Source organism: Acetobacterium sp. K1/6 (assembly GCF_034438075.1).
GTDB classification, from domain to species: domain Bacteria; phylum Bacillota; class Clostridia; order Eubacteriales; family Eubacteriaceae; genus Acetobacterium; species Acetobacterium carbinolicum.
Window position 1 is genome coordinate 35,590 of the sequence record NZ_JAXQGA010000009.1, and the last position, 18,345, is coordinate 53,934.

Below are 18,345 nucleotides of genomic sequence, written 5' to 3' on the forward strand. Positions count from 1 at the left end.
CTTCGGCGTAAAAATAAAGATTATCCTGTTTTTTAACTTGCTTCTGAATACTAAACTCTTCAACTAAGCGATTCACAGGACACTGTCATACATAATAGCACAGCTTAAAAAAAAAATCAAACATTATTTTTAATTTTAAATTATTTTGTAAAAATGAAAACACGACAAAATATTATCTTGTTTTTTTCAATTTATGGGGTACTATAGGTAAATAGCGGATTGGTTATTAACAAAGAACTTAATGCCCTTTCCCGTAATCCTATTTCCAGAAAGCAAGGTGAAGTGATGAGTATGTTTGAAAACCATAAAACAATCGCTTATAAGGAATTCAGAGAGTTTGTAAATGAGTCGGTTCTTGAATTAATCAAGAAAACAAGCGATAAAAAATGCAACGGCTGTATTGATTTTATATTTGATGAAGAAACCTCCACGGGGCATTGCGAGGCACTGGAAACCACCTGGCCGGTTAAAAACCCCGCCGCCGTTCAACGATTGACTGATTGCTATATTTGTGATCTGAAAGCCATGAAATAATAAATTGTAACACCGATTATCCGATCGGTGTATTTTTTTCCTACTTTTTCGTCGTTCTTATTTAATCGTTCTTTAAGTAGTAGGCTTTTTCTATTCTCTGACAACATTCTTCGGTCGACCAGGTTTCTGTTGAAATTTTAAAATCACAGACATCGTAATAAGCCTGCCGCTCGGCCAACAATTGTCTAATTCGTAGCAGCGGATCTTCACATCTTAGTAACGGTCTGGTATTATCGTCTTTAACTCGACCATAGATCGTTTCCGGCTGGGCTGACAGACTTACCACAAAAGCCTGTTCAGACAATAATTTGCGGTTTCTTTTGAATAAAATAATTCCACCACCAGTAGAGATCACCCGATGCTCCATGGATAAAGCCTTCTTTAACGCTTCATGCTCGGCATCACGAAAGGTGTCTTCCCCGAATTGGCTAAAAATTTCAGCTATTTCGATACCCATATTTGCGACCACCATGGCATCGGTATCGATAAAATCATATTCCAGTTCCCGGGCCAGCATCGGGCCGAGGGTGGATTTTCCGGTTGCCATAAACCCAATCAGGGCAATGGATTTTTTTTTGCTGTTCATCTTATTCCTTCCTCTAATCGTTTTTTTTCAATAATAGTTTTTTTCCAAAGACTGGATCTGGAAAAATCCCCGTCCATAGTTCAAAAGCCAGCAACCCCTGGTACAAAAGCATGTCCAAACCATTTTGAGTTTCGGCGCCGATTTCTTTCGCCTCTTTTAGCAGTTGCGTCACCGGTGGACTGTAGATCATATCATAAACTAATAACTCTTTTCTAAGCAGTTCTTTAGGCAGCGGCGATTGTTGTGCCGACTCTGCCATCCCCACACTGGTTCCATTGACCACCACCATCGCTTCATCGACAGCTTTTTTTAGCGCCTCTGGTGCCATGGAAATGGCCTGTGCTTTCCCCGGCCAGCTCTCATTAATCAAATTTGCCAATTCTTTTGCTTTTTCTTCCGTGCGATTGGCGATGATGACTTTTTTGATTCCCCAATCGGCCAAGGCCATGGCCACTGATTTAACGGCTCCCCCACACCCTAAAATCAGAATGGTTAGTGTCTCTTTGGGGATTTTACTAACTCTTTTTTCAATCGATTTGATAAAACCAAACCCATCGGTATTATAACCCACCATTTTTTTATCACAATAAACCACCGTATTGACCGCACCAATTTTTTCGGCCAGGGGGTCCAAATAGTCCAGCGCTTCTATGATGTCGATCTTATGCGGTTTAGTCACATTTAATCCCCCAAAGTTCATCAGTCTAAGTCCGTCCACCAGTTTTTTTAAATCCTCAGACTTGACCGCAATTGGGAGGTATAGCGCATCCACACCGGTTTCTTTAAATAATCCGTTGTGTAATTGGGGGGATAAACTTTGGGCGATCGGGTCGCCGATGACGGCATATATTTTCGTATCAACTGAAATCTTCATTCGCGCACTCCTTAATTCTTTTCGATTTATTTGCATTGTAACACAGCTTGGATATCTGGTAAATAATCACAGACATCCTTCTTCTTATTTTTTTATTATTATGCCTTTATTGGATAAAGTCTTTGCGCCTCATCATTCCTGTGTTATAATCTCTAAGGAAAAAAAAGATCGGAGGAAATATTTTGGAGAGTCGAAGAATTATACAAGTGGAGGAAAAGGTGCCCTTTAAAATGCTGGTGCCGTTAAGCTTGCAGCATATGTTTGCCATGTTTGGTGCATCCGTTTTAGTGCCCTTCCTCTTTGGCATCAACCCGGCCATTGTCCTTTTTATGAATGGTGTAGGTACGCTATTATTTATGTTTATCACCAAGGGGAAGGCCCCGGCTTATCTGGGTTCCAGTTTTGCCTTTTTAGCACCAGCCGGCATTGTTATTGCCACCTGGGGTTATTCTTATGCACTCGGCGGTTTCGTGGTCGTTGGTTTATGCGGCTGTATCCTGGCTGGAATTATTTATAAGTTCGGGATTGAGTGGATCAACGTGGTGCTCCCCCCTGCGGCCATGGGTCCGGTGGTGGCACTAATTGGTCTGGAATTAGCCGGCACGGCTGCCAGCACCGCTGGTATTGTCAGCAGCACCAGTTATGTCCTTGATGAAGCTTCCGGCCTTTATGAACAAGTGGTTACTGCCATCGTTCCTGAAAATGTCATTGTTTTTCTGGTTACCCTGGCCTTTGCGGTTTTTGGATCGGTTATGTTTAAGAAATTTCTGGCAGTTATTCCCATCCTGATCGCCATTGTTGCCGGTTACCTAGCTGCTCTGATTACTGGTGTGGTTGGCCCTGCTACCTTTGCTGCGGTGGCTGAGGCACCCTGGTTTTCATTACCAAACTTCCAGCTCCCACAATTTAATTTAGAAGCGATTATTATCATTTTGCCCGTTCTTTTGGTTATTGCTTCTGAGCACATTGGTCACCAGATTGTCACGAGCAAGGTCGTCGGACGAGATCTCTTGAAAGATCCGGGTTTACACCGTTCTTTATTTGCGGATAATTTTTCGACGATGTTATCTGGTTTTATTGGTTCCGTACCAACCACTACTTATGGCGAAAATATCGGCGTGATGGCCGTCACCAAGGTCTACTCGGTTCAGGTTATTGCCGGTGCTGCGATTATTTCAATCATTTGCTCGTTTGTCGGTAAATTATCGATGCTGATCTCCACCATTCCCGGCCCGGTCATCGGCGGAATTTCCTTCCTTTTATATGGGATGATCGGTGCTGCCGGGATCCGTATTCTAGTTGATGCTCAGGTTGATTATGGCAAATCCCGTAATCTGGCCCTGACTTCAGTGGTCTTCGTGGTGGGATTATCCGGCATCGCCGTTAACTTTGGCACAATCCAACTCAAAGGCATGGTTCTGGCCGCCGTTATCGGGATGATTCTAAGCCTTATCTTCTTTATCCTGGACAAACTAAAGCTGACCAATGACCGCGATGAAGAACATCTATATGACCAACCCTAGGTCACTGATAAATTACGGTTTGCGGGCGGGTACTACCCGCCCCTACGAACTGATCATGATGATCAGTTCAGACTGTCTCAAAAGATAACCCAGTACCGACAGTTGTTACATCATGTTGTACGCATCGGAGCGGACATGGCATCGCCTGTCCGATTCCGCGGCGAACAACAAATTAACAATTGATCGGTACGGTAGTTTATTGACAACTTCAACTGATCAGGATGATCAGTTTTTTTATGGCCGCTGCTGGTTGTAAAAAAGCGCGATTTCTATTATACTGGTAGTAATAAGTAACTCAAAAAACGAATCGATGATAGAAACAGAAGGGTGACCCATGAAAAATGATATGAAAATTGCGGTCTTAATTGACGCAGATAATGTATCGGATAAATATATCAAGTATATTTTTGATGAAATCTCCAACCTTGGCATGCCCACCTTTAAGCGCATCTACGGTGACTGGACCAAACCTCAACTGGGGTCCTGGAAAACAGTATTACTAAACTACTCCATTACCCCCATTCAACAATATAGTTACACCACCGGAAAAAACGCTACCGATGCAGCTTTAATCATTGACGCCATGGATATTCTTTATTCCAATAACGTCGATGGATTCTGCATTGTCTCCAGCGACAGTGACTTTACCCGGCTGGCGACCCGACTCCGGGAAGCGGGTATGTACGTGGTAGGAATGGGCGAGAAGAAAACGCCCACCCCCTTTATCTCAGCCTGTGAAAAATTTAAATATCTGGAAGTTCTGGCCAGTGATCCCGACACCACCGCTGCCGAGGCGGAACAATCTGAAAGCATTCCCAACGGTAAACTAAGTACTCATAAAGAAGGCATGGCCAATAAAAAGGAACTCATTCAGTCACTTAAAACCATCATCACCGAAAGTTCCGATGAAGATGGTTGGGCAAATCTGGGGGAGGTTGGGTCCCGACTTAATAACCGCTATCCGGATTTTGACACCCGGAATTATGGTCACTCAAAACTGCGCCCGCTAATTTTATCCTTGCATCAATTCGAAATCGAAGCCCGCCGAACCAGCAAAAACCAGAATTCCCATTACGTCGTTCGAAACAAAGCGAAGCAAAGGTAATCTGATGCTGGTCTATCTTCTTGAAAACGCTACCTTTACATCGGCATCCCTTGAGCAGATCGACAAAAAGAATCACCTGATCCATCTCTGTCTGCTTGACTTCCAGTCTCTTCCGGCAGTCAGCGGCCGCCTGGGAATCAGCGACCGACTTGTTGATGAATGCCTGAATAATCGATCATCAAAGCTTGATAGCTACGACGGCTACGATTTTATTACGCTGAACCTTCCTATGACCATCGCTCAAGATTATAAGCCAAAACGTATTGGTATTTACTTCCGATTGGATTTACTGGTTTTTGTATCCGATCGAATTGATTTTATTAATGACATTGTCGTCACCAGCCAAACCGAGGGGATTAAGATTCAGAGCCTGGGTAAATTTTTTCATTTGTTTTTTGATAAAATCACGATTGATGATCGGGAGGTACTGGTATCCATTGAAGAGGAGATTACCAGTCTAGAGGAGGAATTTATTGTCTCTATTAAAGATGATCTGGTTGATTACCTTGTTACCTTCCGGAAGCGACTTCTCAACCTTAAGCAGTATTATGAACAGCTCGTTGAAATATCCGAAGCCATCGAAGAAAATGAAAATAACCTGATTGATAAGAAAGAACTGCGCTATTTTAAAATTCTCACTAATCGGGTCAATCGGCTCTTTACTAATGTGTTGAACCTCCGGGATTATGGTACCCAAGTCCGGGAAGCCTACCAGGCCCAGTTGGACATTAACTTAAATAAAGTCATGAAAATTTTCACTGTGGTTACTTCCATTTTTCTGCCCTTGACGCTAATTGTCGGCTGGTACGGCATGAACATCATGATGCCGGAGTTTCATTGGGAATACGGTTATCCTTTCGTGATTGTTTTATGTGTTGTCGTGGTGATGGGTACACTGTTGTATTTCAAAAAAAACAAGTGGTTTTAGGACCACTTGAGGTTGTCACTAAACTACCGTACCGACTAATTGTTAATCTGTTGTTCGCTGCGGAATCGGACAGGCTATCGCCGTGTCCGCTCCGATGCGTACAACATGATGTAACAATTATCGGTACTGGGTTATCTTTTTTTACAATCATGACAAGTGGTTTTAGGACCACTTGTTTTTTTAGCCAATTTACTCTTCCCACAAATAATTCAGGATCTTGAAAGACAGCCGTTAGGAAAATCGGAATCTGCTAAACTGATATCCAGGGTTCTAGCCCGGTAGCTATGTCAAAAAACGCTTGCATTATTATTCGGCATGTTGTATCATACCCACATGGTGGCATCATTAAGAGCTGCACATGAATAACGCATAAAAACTAGATTAAAAATTAAAAAACCTGCTCTAATCCCTGGTGATAGAGACTGAATAAAGCGATACTTTTTTTTGCATTTTATAATGTAATGATAGGTCTTTTTGCAGTTGTTTATTTTCAGCGCAGAGGACCTTTTTTCTTTGCGCAAATTTAAACTGCTGCCTTCCGGTTGTGTCAACCCGAGTACCGACAACCCGAATTTTCAACAGCCACAGGTTTGCGTGTCATGTGTTTCTCTGCTCTTTGCGGTCATAGCCAAATACTACTAACAGGTGAAACGCATGAAAATCGGATTTATTGGTGCCGGTAAAGTCGGCACCGCCATGGGTATTTTTTTTACACAAAATAGTCTGACCCTATCGGGTTACCTAAGCCGCAGCGAGACCTCCTCTCAATGCGCGGCCAAAGCGACTGACTCCGCTATTTTTTTCGACCTTCCCAGCCTTATCACCGCAAGTGAAGTGATTTTTATCACCACTGGCGATGATCAGATTCCTGCGGTTATCAATCAACTCGTCCAAGCTGCCTGCTTAACCGAGCGTCATACTCTTGTCCATACCAGCGGCGCTCTGTCCACCGATCTTTTTGATCCACTTTCAGCTTCAGGGTGCGGTTTGTGTTCGCTTCATCCGATCATGAGTTTTTCTGATCCCCTTACTGCCGCAAAAAACTTAAAGCAAACGGTTTTTACCCTCGAAGGCAATGACAAGGGTCTGGCCGCTGTACAAAAAATCCTTAAGCTCACCGGCAATCCCTATTCCGTGATTGACAAGGGCGATAAGGTGCTCTACCATGCCGCTGCCTGTATCCTCTCCAACTATCTGGTGACTCTGATTGACTCGGGTTTTTTACTGCTTAAGAACACCGGAATTGCCGACGACGAAATCACCCGAGCCTTTATGCCGCTGATGACCGCTACGCTGGGAAATATCGAAAAATCTGGAACGGTCAATGCTCTCACCGGCCCTCTGGTTCGGGGCGATGAAAACACCATCGCCAAACACACCGAAGCGATTAAGACGCAAACCCCGGAATTTCTGGCGCTCTACCAGACCATGGGTTTAGCGACCATTGAGATGATCAAAGACAAACGGATTGATGGTGACACCTATGATCATTTGAAAAATCGACTAAAATAAAAAAATAAAGGAAGTAACTAATGAAAAGCAAATTTACTGTCAGCTCTTTTTTACTAGCCAAAGCAAATCGGGAAAAAATCACGATGCTAACGGCCTATGATTATTCAATGGCCAAAATTGTCAACGATGCCGGCATTGATGCGATTCTGGTGGGCGATTCTCTGGGGATGGTGGTTCAGGGCTATGAATCGACCCTGGAAGTAACCATGAACGACATGGTGTACCATTGCAAAGCCGTTGCCCGGGGTGCCGAAAACGCCCTGATTGTCGGCGATATGCCCTTTTTATCCTATCACATTTCGGTTGAAGACGCCGTTCGCAATGCCGGCCGGTTGATTCAGGAAGGTAAGGCTCACGCCGTCAAACTTGAAGGCGGTATCGATCAGGTTGACAATGTCAAGGCCATTGTCAAGGCTCAGATTCCGGTCATGGGACATATCGGTCTGACGCCCCAGTCGGTTAACATGTTCGGCGGATTTAAGGTTCAGGGCAAGGATATTACAAAGGCTCAGAAAGTCATTGATGATGCTCTGGCACTGGAAGCAGCGGGCGTTTTTGCGATTGTCCTGGAAGGGATTCCGGAAAAATTGGCGACCCTGATTACTAAACAAATATCCGTTCCCACGATCGGCATCGGTGCCGGTCGCTACTGCGACGGTCAGGTGCTGGTAATTCATGATCTACTGGGGATGTACTCTGGTCAATCGCCGAAGTTTTCCAAGCGCTATGCGGCACTGAATGCGACCATTCAAGAGGCTGTCAAGAACTATGTCACCGAGGTAAAGACGGCTCAGTTCCCGGAAGCAAAGCATACCTTCACTATTGATGATGACATCATCAATGAATTGCAGCAATAAACCATGAAGATTGCCAAAACAATAACGGAACTAAAGACTTATCTTGAAGCTATTGGTGGCGATAAAACGATCGGTTTTGTCCCGACCATGGGCTATCTTCACGACGGTCATCTTTCGCTAATCAAAGCCGCGCATGCACATAATGACGTAACTGTCTTGAGTATCTTTGTCAACCCCACCCAGTTTGCCCCGGGTGAGGATCTGGATGCCTACCCCCGCGATTTTTTAAGAGATTCCCGTCTTGCCGAAGCTGCCGGAACCGATCTATTGTTTTTTCCTGATCCGGCCGAGATCTACCCGGCGGGTGCTTCCACCTTTGTGGAAGTCGAGGGTGAGATCACCAAAAAACTCTGCGGTCAGTCCCGACCGACTCATTTTAAAGGTGTGACGACCGTGGTGACGATCCTTTTTAACCTCATCAACCCCAACATCGCTTACTTTGGCCAGAAGGATGCCCAACAGGTGGCAGTGATTAAAAAAATGGTCCGGGATTTACATCTGCCTGTCCAGATTGCGGTCTGTCCGATTGTCCGGGAAGCGGATGGTTTGGCGATGAGTTCCCGAAATGTGCTGCTGCATCCGAAGGAACGAAAACAGGCTCTGGTTCTCAGTCAATCGCTGGCTGCGGCTAAGGCCCTTTATCAAGCTGGCGAACGCTCAGTCAAAATTTTAACCGCAGTCATTGTCAACCACATCAATTCGATGCCCCTTACTCATATTGATTATGTTGAAATCCTGGACTTTGAAACCCTGGCAAACATTGAGACCATCACATCACCAACCCTGGCAGCCGTGGCGGTTCGCTTTGAGAAAACCCGGCTGCTTGATAATATCATTTTAGATTAAGAGGTAATTTATGTATATCACCCTATTTAAGTCAAAACTCCATCGGGCAACAGTCACTGAGGCTGACCTCAATTATGTCGGTAGCATCACCATCGATGCAAAGCTGCTGGAACAAGCCGATATTCTTCCCGGCGAAAAGGTTCAGGTGGTCAATGTCAATAACGGTGAACGCTTTGAAACCTATACAATTGTGGGTAAACGGAGCAGCGGTATTATTTGTGTCAATGGTGCTGCGGCGCGACTGGTTCATAAGGGCGATAAGGTGATCATCATCGCCTATGCGATGATGGACCGGAAAGAAGCGCTCAACTTTAAACCTCGGGTTCTAATTCTGGATGATGACAATCATGTGACCGCACTTAAGGATCATGAGGTTCATGGCCAGAGTCATTAGTTCTCAAACATTCATTCTTAATAAAGTTTCGACAACAAAGCCAGGTATGAATAATCATACCTGGCTTTGTTGTCGGTACTGGGTTATCTTTTTTTGACAGTCTGAGCGAGCTATAATTTTTCATACCTCGCTTTAAGTTTATTCCGTAACGCCGGTATTTATAATCCCATTAATACTTCAACCTCATGATTTATTTTATCATTGACCAGGTTGATAACATTTCTGGTAGAGACGATTCCATCTACTGAGATGATTTTAACGCCTTTATTGACCGCATCTGGATTTTTTACGTTTATGTGATAGTTTGTTTCCTGGTAGCGATAGCAAATTTGATATTCTTTCAATGTTCTGGGAATACAGGGGTCCATAACAATGGTCTCACCATTTTTCTGGAAACCCAGAATGTATTCAAGACCCGCCCGATACATCCAACCGGCCGCACCGGTATACCAGGTCCAACCGCCTCGACCGGTATGTGGATAGGTGGAATAGACATCGGCTGCCACCACGTAGGGCTCTACCTTATAACGGGTATAGTCCCGCATGTTGGTGGTGTGATTAATCGGGTTAATCAGTTCAAACAGCTCCCAGGCTTTATCGCCATCGCCCAGTTTGGCAAAGGCAATGATGGCCCAGGCCGCTGCATGAGTGTATTGTCCGCCATTTTCACGAACTCCCGGAATATAGCCCTTGATGTATCCGGGTTCTAGTTCAGACTGATCAAAAGGCGGTGTCAGCAGCTTAATCAGGCCGTCTTCACGGCTAACCAGATAATCATCCAGTGACTTCATCGCAGTAAGGGACCGTCCGGCTTCTCCGGCTCCGGAAATAACCGACCAGCTTTGAGCAATGGAGTCGATTTTACACTCACTGTTCCCAGCCGACCCCAATACATCGCCATTGTCGAAATAAGCCCGGCGATACCAGCTCCCATCCCAGGCTGTTTTTTCAATGGCCGCCATCATTTTCACTTTAACACTTTCATATTTTTGGGCCAGTTCCAGGTCGCCCTTTTCTTTACAAATAGGCATAAACAGGTCCAGATTGGCAATCAGGAACCAGCCTAACCAGACACTTTCACCTTGGCCCTTATTACCAACGGTGTTCATTCCGTCATTCCAGTCCCCGGAGCCCATCAGCGGCAGTCCATGTTCTCCAAATTTCAGGGAAATTTCAAGGGCCTGCAGACAATGTTCATACAAAGAAGCTGTGGTTTTAATTTTCCAGGGAACACCGCATTTTTCATCTTCAAATTCACCTAGTTCCGGCTCTTCGATAAAATTCACATCTTCTTCTAAAATTTGGTGATCGCCGGTGATGCGGATGTACTCGGCGGTGACATAAGGCAACCATAATCGATCATCCGAAAAATGGGTCCGGGTTCCCAAACCCAGGGGCTCATGCCACCAATGCTGAACATCGCCCTGAACGTACTGATGACTGGCATGGAGCAGGATTTGAGCCCGGGTAATTTCCGGCCATAAATTAGCAATGGATAAGGCATCCTGGAGTTGATCTCTAAACCCGAATGCGCCACCAGCCTGATAAAACCCTGATCTTCCCCACAATCGGCAGGAAATAACCTGATACTGAAGCCATCCATCCAACATCAGATTGATCGAAGCTATTGGTGTTTCCACCTTTATTATTCCTAACTTGCTTTTCCAGAAACCGATGACTTCGTTTAGCGCCTCCTGAACATTTCGCAACTCACGATACTTCTGGCTCAGTACCTCTACCTCACTTTGATTGTTTCCGATTCCCATCAGGAAGGCAACATCCTTCCGCTCATTGGGTCCCAGGGTAATTTTCACCTGAATGGCCCCGCAGGGATCAAAGCCGGCACCTAAAACCCCGTCAAGACTTATATTGGCCAGACCTTCTGGTCGGGACATATTCCCATTACCCAAAAAGGCTTTACGATCACTGGTCACCGACCGTTTAGCGATTGATGCATCAAGCAACAGTACTTCGCCCGGAAAGCTTTCATTATAGGGATTTCTTATTAATAGGGCGCCGGAATTATCCTGCTCGGTATTGATGTGCAGGGCTGTCGCCTGATCACTGACTCCCAGTACGGGCCTGATATAGTAAGTCAGGGTTATATGTCGTTCCTGATTCGATTCATTTTTTAAATTAATCAGACTTATTTTTACCGCATCTGTTGTTGGAACAAACTGAATCATCCGTTGTTTGATACCATGACTGGCGTGTTCAACATTAGTGTAGCCAAAGCCATGCTTAATGGTATAATCTTCCGCTTCCCGAATCGGTAGTGGGGTGATGGTCCAAATTTCTCCAGTGTCGCCATCGCCCAGATAAACCACTTCTCCCGGGGGATCGGAGACAACATCATTTGACCAGGGGGTGAGTTTGTTTTCACGGCTGTTTTGATACCAGGCATAACCGGAGCCAGATTCAGAAACCATAAAGCCAAAGCTTTGGTTAGCGATCACATTCACCCACGGTGCCGGGGTATTTTCACCATTTTTCAGATGGATGATATACTCACTGCCGTCCTTTTTAAAGCCGCCAATGCCATTATTATATAAACGTTCCGGTTCATCGGTTTGTGACACCGAGTAATTAATCGGCTTGCTGCTTGCCACGATTTTTTCAGGAATCAGTTTAGCCGCGACGGTTTGATAAACACATTCAATTTGTTCCCGGAGCGTTCCCATACCGCCTTTTAAAATAACCCGGGCAACAGCATAGAGCAGAGGTATGTCGGTCGCTGCTATTTTATTTTTTTCCAGAATAAAGAGATCCTCACTAATTTTTAGCATTTCGTGGGTTTGTTTGGATAAGACCATGTCAGAAATCAGGGCATGTAAGGGCAGTGAGTAAGAGTATTCTTCTTCACTTAAGATCACCAGATCCACATTTAAGCCCATCAGGCGCCAGTATTCATGTGCTTTTAAAACCTCAACCAATAACTTGACCTGGTCGATGTTAGATAAATCGATCACTACAATGGGATTGTCTCCGGAAATGCCATATTTCCACAAGGCCGACTGACCCTGGGTATTTTTAAGGATTATTTCCTGATTCATCATCTTTGTCGGGCTTAAAAAAACAAGATGGGAGATCATATCCTGATAAAGCTCGGACTCGTCAGTATCTAAATTGAGATATCGGGTTTCCACCTGACTCCTTGTTAAGGCCAATTTGAAAGCACCTTCGATCGCACTGGGAGTATGATATTTATCAATCAGGTTAAGAATCGATTCTTTGCTTTCACAAAAGGCCGTGACAAACGAAAATGAGGCGGTTTTTCCGGCCTCAATGGTCACCTTGATCCGGGTACTCATGACCGGATCGAGCACCGGTCCACTGGTGCTCGACAGAGGTCTATCCTGATTGATGACCACCGGATTTTGGGAGTTGTTGCCCCGGCCGATAAACTGCATCCGATCAGTCTCGTACTGGATCTCGCCCTCTAGATTACTGTTGGTCACAATGGCATTGGCCAGCCACACGCTTTTATCACTGTCTGATCGGGGCCGTCGGGTGGCAATGAGGCATTTTCTATGATGCTCTATTTCTGTTTTAATAAAGAGATTACCAAAAACCGGGTGGGCAATGTCTCCGGCCTGGGTTGCCATAACCAGTTCAAAATAGCTGGTCAATTCCAGGGTACAGGCTTTTTTGCCGTTATTTTTCAGGGTGATTCGTCTGATTTCGACGTTATCACCAGAGGCTACAACCACCTCAGTTTTCGTCTCAATATCACCATCAGTACGCTTGAAGGTGGCTTTATCGGCAGTAAAAACGACCTCATATTGATCAGGCTTTTGATTAAGCGGGCCATAGGCCGCCGACCAGACGGCTTTACTCTCGACATTTTTTAAATAGAAAAACATGCCATATTGATCCAGGGTGCTGTCTTCGCGCCATCTTGTTACCGCTGCCATTTTGCTTTTACTATAACCAGTTCCCCGCTCGGTAATCATCACCGAATAATTGCCGTTAGAAAGAATATGGGCTTTGGGTAGAATGGTATTTGGTTTTGTAAAGCGTCGCACGGCACTTATCTCTTTGGCGATCTTGCCCTTGTAGGGCACCAGCTTTTCCTTTGTTCCCTTGGTAAAGATCAGATCAGAAGAGACTTTTTCCTGAAGCAGCAATCTGGCGGCATGGATTTCCGGGTCATTATGAAAACGGGTTTGCATGATATTGTGATTGACGCAATTGTTGAGTGCCATTAAACTCATTCCCTGATGGTGAGCCATAAAACTTTTTACTAATGCCCGCTTTGTTTCAAAACCCAGTCGTTCCGGAGTATAATCAGCAGCTTCATAAAAACCATAGGGTCCTTCCAGACCATCGGCCTTTAGCCTTCTAATATTCTTAATTGCTGCTTCCGGGTTAACCATCAATGCCAGGAAAGTGGCATAGGGCGCAGTCACAGCATCATCAATTAAGCCCCGTTTAAGCCCCAACCAGGGAACTCCGATAGCCTTGTATTTATAATCGTGGTGTTTATCCATCGCATGGTAGCCGGATTCGGATGTGCCCCAAGGCATTTCCCGCTGATCGCCGTATTTCATCTGACTTTTTATTACAAAAGAATAGGTTTCGTCCAGCAAGGTGTTCTGATAGCTTTTCATAATCAAAAGGGGCATTAAATATTCAAACATGGTGCCTGTCCAGGAAATCAAGCCTTTGTAATGGTCCACATTCGTTAGTGCCCGTCCCAGTTTAAACCAGTGTGAGGCCGGAATCTTGCCTTTGGCAATACAGATATAGCTGGTTTGACGGGCCTCTGAGGCCAACAGGTCATAAAATGAATTGGTCAGCTTATTGTCTTCCAGATTAAACCCGATACTGAACAGTTCCTTTTTCTTGTCATACAGTGGTAGAAATTCCATCGCATCGACAAGAGCATCGATACGTCTGAGTAAGTCGGTATACTGATCCACAAAGTCCTGACTTGCTGTCGCAGCAGCACTGAGGGCGATCTTTGTTTCTTCCAGCCAGGCTAGTTCCTCACGGTAATCGTCCTGGTCCCATTTTTTAACAGCTTCTAGCAAGCGGTTGACCATGGCAGCGGTTTGCTGATGATGCTTTGGTAAGTCAATCAGGTCGGCATTATCGGTTAAGCGGATTTTGAGATTTTTAAGGTCCTCAAACACCGCATCACTTGCTGCTTCTTTTTTGGCCGCAGCCATATCCATCAAACGCTCCGGCATTTTATTAAGCAACCCGATGCCCGGCAGGAAGGTTGACATTTCAGTGTTGAACAGGGTGATCATCGCAACGATTTTTGTTTTCCAGACACCTTCATCCAGTTCTGTCATGGCGTCGGCCTTGATCAGCATCTCCAGCGTGTGATGCCATTTTTTTAAATCCATCGCTGTCTCTACGTTGTCGCTCATAGGGATTTTCGCATAGACAACATAATCGGTTTTTCCAACGCAATGAAGAGTATCCCGGATTCCACTTAAAAACCGGGAATCAATCAGAGGACTTTTAAGGTAGTCCAAAAGCCCCTGTTTCAGGGTAACCAGGTAACAAAGAAAATTTCCGCTATCGACCGTTGAAATATAGGCCGGACGCAGGGGTTTTAGGGTTAGGGTATCATACCAGTTAAGTAAATGGCCCTGCCATTTTTCCAGCCCTTCAATGGTATCAACGGTTTTATCAATCAGCGCCATCATTTGCCCGGTTCCGATATAGCCAAAGTCTCTGGCCGTCAGTGGTGCCAGCAGGCCCAGGCCAATGTTGGTCGGTGATGTTCGCTGGGCAATACCTCTAGGTGGGTCAGCCTGATAATTGTCAGGAATCAGATAATGACTTTTAGCATTCGAGAAATCCTCAAAATAGCGCCAGGTTTTGCGGGTGATCCGGCCCAGTTCAAGGGATTCATGCTCCGACAATATGAGCACCTTTTGCGGGTGATCCCTACTGATAAACCAGGCTATAACAGGACTGACAACCCAAATGGCAAAGAAAAACAGACTAAGCAGCAGTGCTTCCGGTTTAAAAAAGAGAGCCAGAATGACAGGTATCGGTGCCTGTAGCAGCGCCGCCTTCATGGTAAAAACATAACTGATCAGTGAATTTTTCTGAAATTTTTCGGTATCATCAGCCGTTACCCATTCCAGCAGGTTTTTTCGGGTAATAAAAACCCGTGTCAGGGTTACCATAATGGCATGGCTCATAAGCCAGGCCTGATAGGGCAAAAAGATTAATACCAGTAAGAACTGCATCAATACCGCTTTGAGACCGAACATCACCGGCATATACCGCTTGATCCGGTCGTTGCCAAATCGGGCCGATACAAGATAACCAATGATCCCCATCATCAGCGGAAAGATCTGCGGTAGCAGGAAAAAGCCAAGCCAGAAAAAAATACTTCCCGGGAGAATTGAAAAGCTCAAAAAGACAAGTAGCATCAATGCTGGTGGTACCAGACTTCTTCTTAAATTATCAAACATTTTCCACTTCGACAGTCGCGATAGGGGGTTGAATATTTTATCGTGACGGCGGTCAAAAATTTTACGAAATAGAATTGGTACCAATTGCCAGTCCCCGCGAACCCAACGGTGCAGCCGGGCCGAAAAAGAATTGTATTTTGACGGGTAGGAATCGACCAGCTTAAGATCGGTAACCAGGCCCGTTCGCACATATGAACCCTCCAGTAAATCATGACTAAGAATGGTATTGTCGGGGATGGCATCCTTCATGATGGTCTGGAACACCGCTAAATCATAAATGCCCTTGCCAACAAAAATCCCTTCCCCAAAAAGATCCTGATAAACATCGGAAATAGCGGTGGCATAGGGATCAATTCCTTCCTGACCAGTGAAAATGCGGGAGAAAAGGGATTTATTTGAGCTTTCGTTTTCCACTTCGATTCGTGGCTGCATCAAACCATAGCCCTCGACCACGACCCCGCGCTGCTTGTCGATAACCGGTTGATTTAGGGGGTGTGCCATCGTAGCAATCATTTTTTTAGCCATTCCCATTGGCAAAATGGTGTCGCTGTCCAGGGTGATTACATATTTGACATGGTCAAAGGGCGGTTTTTTTGCCGAAGCATAGACAAAACTGGTATCGGTGGCACCCATAATCAGGTCGTTGAATTCCATCAAAGCCCCTCTTTTTCGTTCCCATCCAAACCACTTATCATTTTTTTCATTATATTGACTGTCGCGGTGGAAAAAATAAAACTTATCACTGTCCACCGGGGCATATTTTAAATTAAGCGCATTGATACCCGCCAGAGCGGTTTTTATAATCTCGGGATCATCTTTCATCGCCGATTTGTCGGCATCGCTAAATGCTCCGACTAGGGCAAAGTAGAGATTGTCTTCCCGGTTGGAAAGATAATGGCTTTCCAGACCCGCCAATAATTCCTTGACCCGTTTCTGATCGGAAAGCAGAGTTGGCACTGCAACAATCGTGCTCATGCTTTTGGGAATCCCTTCTCTTAATTGAAGTCTTGGGAAAAAGGCCGGTTTTAAGGCATGGGAAACAATCCAATTGACCGCATCCACGGCAATTTCCGATGCCGGAATCAGCACCGCAATAATGACCAGCACCGAAAACAGGACCAGATGTGAAGATGCCGTAATCGTCGCGTAACGGACGGCCGCCAATAAAAAAAGCAGCGTAATCAGACCCATGGAACCCAAATAGAGGATGCCCGGATTTTTTATACCCATGCTTTCTGCTTTTGGTCTAAAGCTGTTAATCTTTTTTTCTTTGTTTTCCAGGCTTTTAAGGCCCTTGCCAATCAGATAATACCCGACATGCCAGGTTTTCTGGATGGCGGGATTTTCCAATTGAGATTGGTCCCGGTCCGCAAAGGCTTCTTCGGCAAACAAGATCGCCTCTTTGGCCAGATAAATTTCTGAGACCCCAAATCCCAGGGCCAATTCTTCTACTTTTGTCCGGTAATGACTCCGGGTGGCAATATCCATCAGAGGATAGGTTCCATCGGGGTCCTTTTTTAAAATTTGTTCGACCATACTAACCGTTTCAAAGAGCTCGGACCAATCCAGGGAAGAGAAAAAATGAAGACTGGTGATGGTATTGCCCATCGATATCGTATTAACGGATTGGGCCCCATGTTCTTTCTGGGTGATTTCTTCGGTGGTGGCACCGAGTTTATTTAAGTTTTCATCCATGATCCGTAGAACTTCGGCACAACTACGACCGGAACGCCTCAGCCGATAGAATAAATGCTCTACAAAAGCGGGGTTGGCTTCATCCTGGCTTTTTAGGCTGTCTTCGAAGAGTTTGATCGTTTTTTTAGGTTCATTACCATCGTTTTCCAGCCATTTAGTAAAAATCTTATCAGCCTTATGCCACTGACTCTGGGTTTTTTTTATTTCTTCACAAAGTTCCCGAATGTTTTCAATCAGGGCCAGGGTAAGCATCATTGGCAGCGCAACAATTTCCCGGTCAAAAAGAACGGCGTGGGACTGGTAGGCCTTTAAATAATCGGTCAGTATTTTTTCATCGATCTGACCGTCGGTATGAGCAACAAGCTCTACCGCCACCGCGAAAATCCGAATTTGTCCCTTGAGTGGACCCGACTTAAGAATCGGCAAGCGGTTATAATCGGATTTTTTCAAGTCCCGACGCATTCCTTTAACCTGCTTTTCAATGATATAAAAGTTATCAAGCAGCCACTCTGAAGCCGGTGGTACGGCCATCTTTTTCTGGAGATCGGCACTCAGATCCTGATACACATTCAAAATGAATTTATAGTTATCGTTCATCCTGACACTTGGCGATTTAATCGCTCTTTTCTTTACCGACACCGCATGTTCGATGGCAATTTTTTTGGCGTGTCCTTCTAATTCTTCACTTGAGAGCGATGCATCGCGCATGTTGAGTCGGGGTGATTTCCCCGATTTCATCAAAAAAATCCATAATAAAAACAGGATACAGCCAATCAATACCGTGCCCTCAATTAATAATCTTAAATAAACGTCCATTGATTCACAAATCCTTTCGTGATTTAAAACCCATTACGAAGCATAAAGTCAAACACTGTCATAAACCTACCGTACCGACCAATTGTTAATCTGTTGTTTGCTGCGGGATCGGACAGGCGATTGCCTGTTCGCCCCGATGCAAACAACATGATGTAACAATTATCGGTACTACGTTATCTGTTTATCAAATAGTCTCTCATAGCTAATTTTTATAATAGGAAAAAATCTTTACACT

At 44.9% G+C, this 18,345-nt stretch carries 11 protein-coding genes; 8 read left to right on the forward strand and 3 right to left on the reverse strand.

The window, feature by feature from the left end; genetic code table 11:
* Nucleotides 1-219 precede the first annotated feature (219 nt).
* Nucleotides 220-534 (forward strand): hypothetical protein, encoded by a 315-nt coding sequence (locus tag U2P91_RS09600; protein WP_204355492.1) that lies wholly within the window; start codon nt 220-222, stop codon nt 532-534.
* A 61-nt stretch (nt 535-595) separates the two neighbouring features.
* On the opposite strand, the gene U2P91_RS09605 is transcribed toward U2P91_RS09600, so the two are convergent.
* Both U2P91_RS09605 and U2P91_RS09610 read right to left on the reverse strand, forming a co-directional pair.
* Nucleotides 596-1,120, reverse strand: a complete 525-nt coding sequence (locus U2P91_RS09605; RefSeq protein WP_111887840.1) for a shikimate kinase — start codon at nt 1,118-1,120, stop codon at nt 596-598.
* Nucleotides 1,121-1,133: 13 nt separating this feature from the next.
* A complete protein-coding gene (locus U2P91_RS09610) occupies nt 1,134-1,994 on the reverse strand; it encodes a shikimate dehydrogenase (RefSeq protein WP_162624481.1) in 861 nt (286 codons plus the stop codon).
* Between the two features lie 182 nt (nt 1,995-2,176).
* On the opposite strand from U2P91_RS09610, the gene uraA reads away from it, so the two are divergent.
* The 7 genes from uraA to panD all read left to right on the forward strand — a co-directional run bounded on the left by uraA (nt 2,177) and on the right by panD (nt 9,159).
* Nucleotides 2,177-3,517 (forward strand): uracil permease, encoded by a 1,341-nt coding sequence (gene uraA / locus U2P91_RS09615; RefSeq protein WP_322519523.1) that lies wholly within the window; start codon nt 2,177-2,179, stop codon nt 3,515-3,517.
* 334 nt (nt 3,518-3,851) lie between these two features.
* Nucleotides 3,852-4,622: an NYN domain-containing protein gene (locus tag U2P91_RS09620; RefSeq protein ID WP_111887843.1), complete on the forward strand. Its 771-nt coding sequence runs from the start codon at nt 3,852-3,854 to the stop codon at nt 4,620-4,622.
* Between the two features lie 4 nt (nt 4,623-4,626).
* On the forward strand, nt 4,627-5,550 hold the full coding sequence (locus U2P91_RS09625) for a CorA family divalent cation transporter (RefSeq protein WP_111887844.1): 924 nt from the start codon (nt 4,627-4,629) through the stop codon (nt 5,548-5,550).
* Between the two features lie 654 nt (nt 5,551-6,204).
* Nucleotides 6,205-7,062: a Rossmann-like and DUF2520 domain-containing protein gene (locus U2P91_RS09630; protein ID WP_322519524.1), complete on the forward strand. Its 858-nt coding sequence runs from the start codon at nt 6,205-6,207 to the stop codon at nt 7,060-7,062.
* A gap of 20 nt (nt 7,063-7,082) precedes the next feature.
* Nucleotides 7,083-7,919, forward strand: coding sequence for a 3-methyl-2-oxobutanoate hydroxymethyltransferase (gene panB / locus U2P91_RS09635; RefSeq protein ID WP_322519525.1), 837 nt, complete (start codon nt 7,083-7,085; stop codon nt 7,917-7,919).
* A gap of 3 nt (nt 7,920-7,922) precedes the next feature.
* A complete protein-coding gene (gene panC / locus U2P91_RS09640; RefSeq protein WP_322519526.1) occupies nt 7,923-8,765 on the forward strand; it encodes a pantoate--beta-alanine ligase in 843 nt (280 codons plus the stop codon).
* Between the two features lie 10 nt (nt 8,766-8,775).
* Entirely contained in the window at nt 8,776-9,159 is a 384-nt protein-coding gene (panD, locus tag U2P91_RS09645; RefSeq protein ID WP_111887849.1) for an aspartate 1-decarboxylase, read from the forward strand.
* A 158-nt stretch (nt 9,160-9,317) separates the two neighbouring features.
* Here panD and U2P91_RS09650 read toward each other — a convergent pair whose 3' ends face one another.
* Entirely contained in the window at nt 9,318-18,110 is an 8,793-nt protein-coding gene (locus U2P91_RS09650) for a GH36-type glycosyl hydrolase domain-containing protein (RefSeq protein WP_322519527.1), read from the reverse strand.
* Nucleotides 18,111-18,345 lie beyond the last annotated feature (235 nt).

Coding starts and splice junctions, on each gene's coding strand:
- U2P91_RS09605 (WP_111887840.1), bottom strand. CDS start 1,120: ATGAACAGCAAAAAAAAATCCATTGCCCTGATTGGGTTTATGGCAACC.
- U2P91_RS09610 (WP_162624481.1), bottom strand. CDS start 1,994: ATGAAGATTTCAGTTGATACGAAAATATATGCCGTCATCGGCGACCCG.
- U2P91_RS09620 (WP_111887843.1), top strand. CDS start 3,852: ATGAAAAATGATATGAAAATTGCGGTCTTAATTGACGCAGATAATGTA.
- U2P91_RS09625 (WP_111887844.1), top strand. CDS start 4,627: ATGCTGGTCTATCTTCTTGAAAACGCTACCTTTACATCGGCATCCCTT.
- U2P91_RS09630 (WP_322519524.1), top strand. CDS start 6,205: ATGAAAATCGGATTTATTGGTGCCGGTAAAGTCGGCACCGCCATGGGT.
- panB (WP_322519525.1), top strand. CDS start 7,083: ATGAAAAGCAAATTTACTGTCAGCTCTTTTTTACTAGCCAAAGCAAAT.
- panC (WP_322519526.1), top strand. CDS start 7,923: ATGAAGATTGCCAAAACAATAACGGAACTAAAGACTTATCTTGAAGCT.
- panD (WP_111887849.1), top strand. CDS start 8,776: ATGTATATCACCCTATTTAAGTCAAAACTCCATCGGGCAACAGTCACT.
- U2P91_RS09650 (WP_322519527.1), bottom strand. CDS start 18,110: ATGGACGTTTATTTAAGATTATTAATTGAGGGCACGGTATTGATTGGC.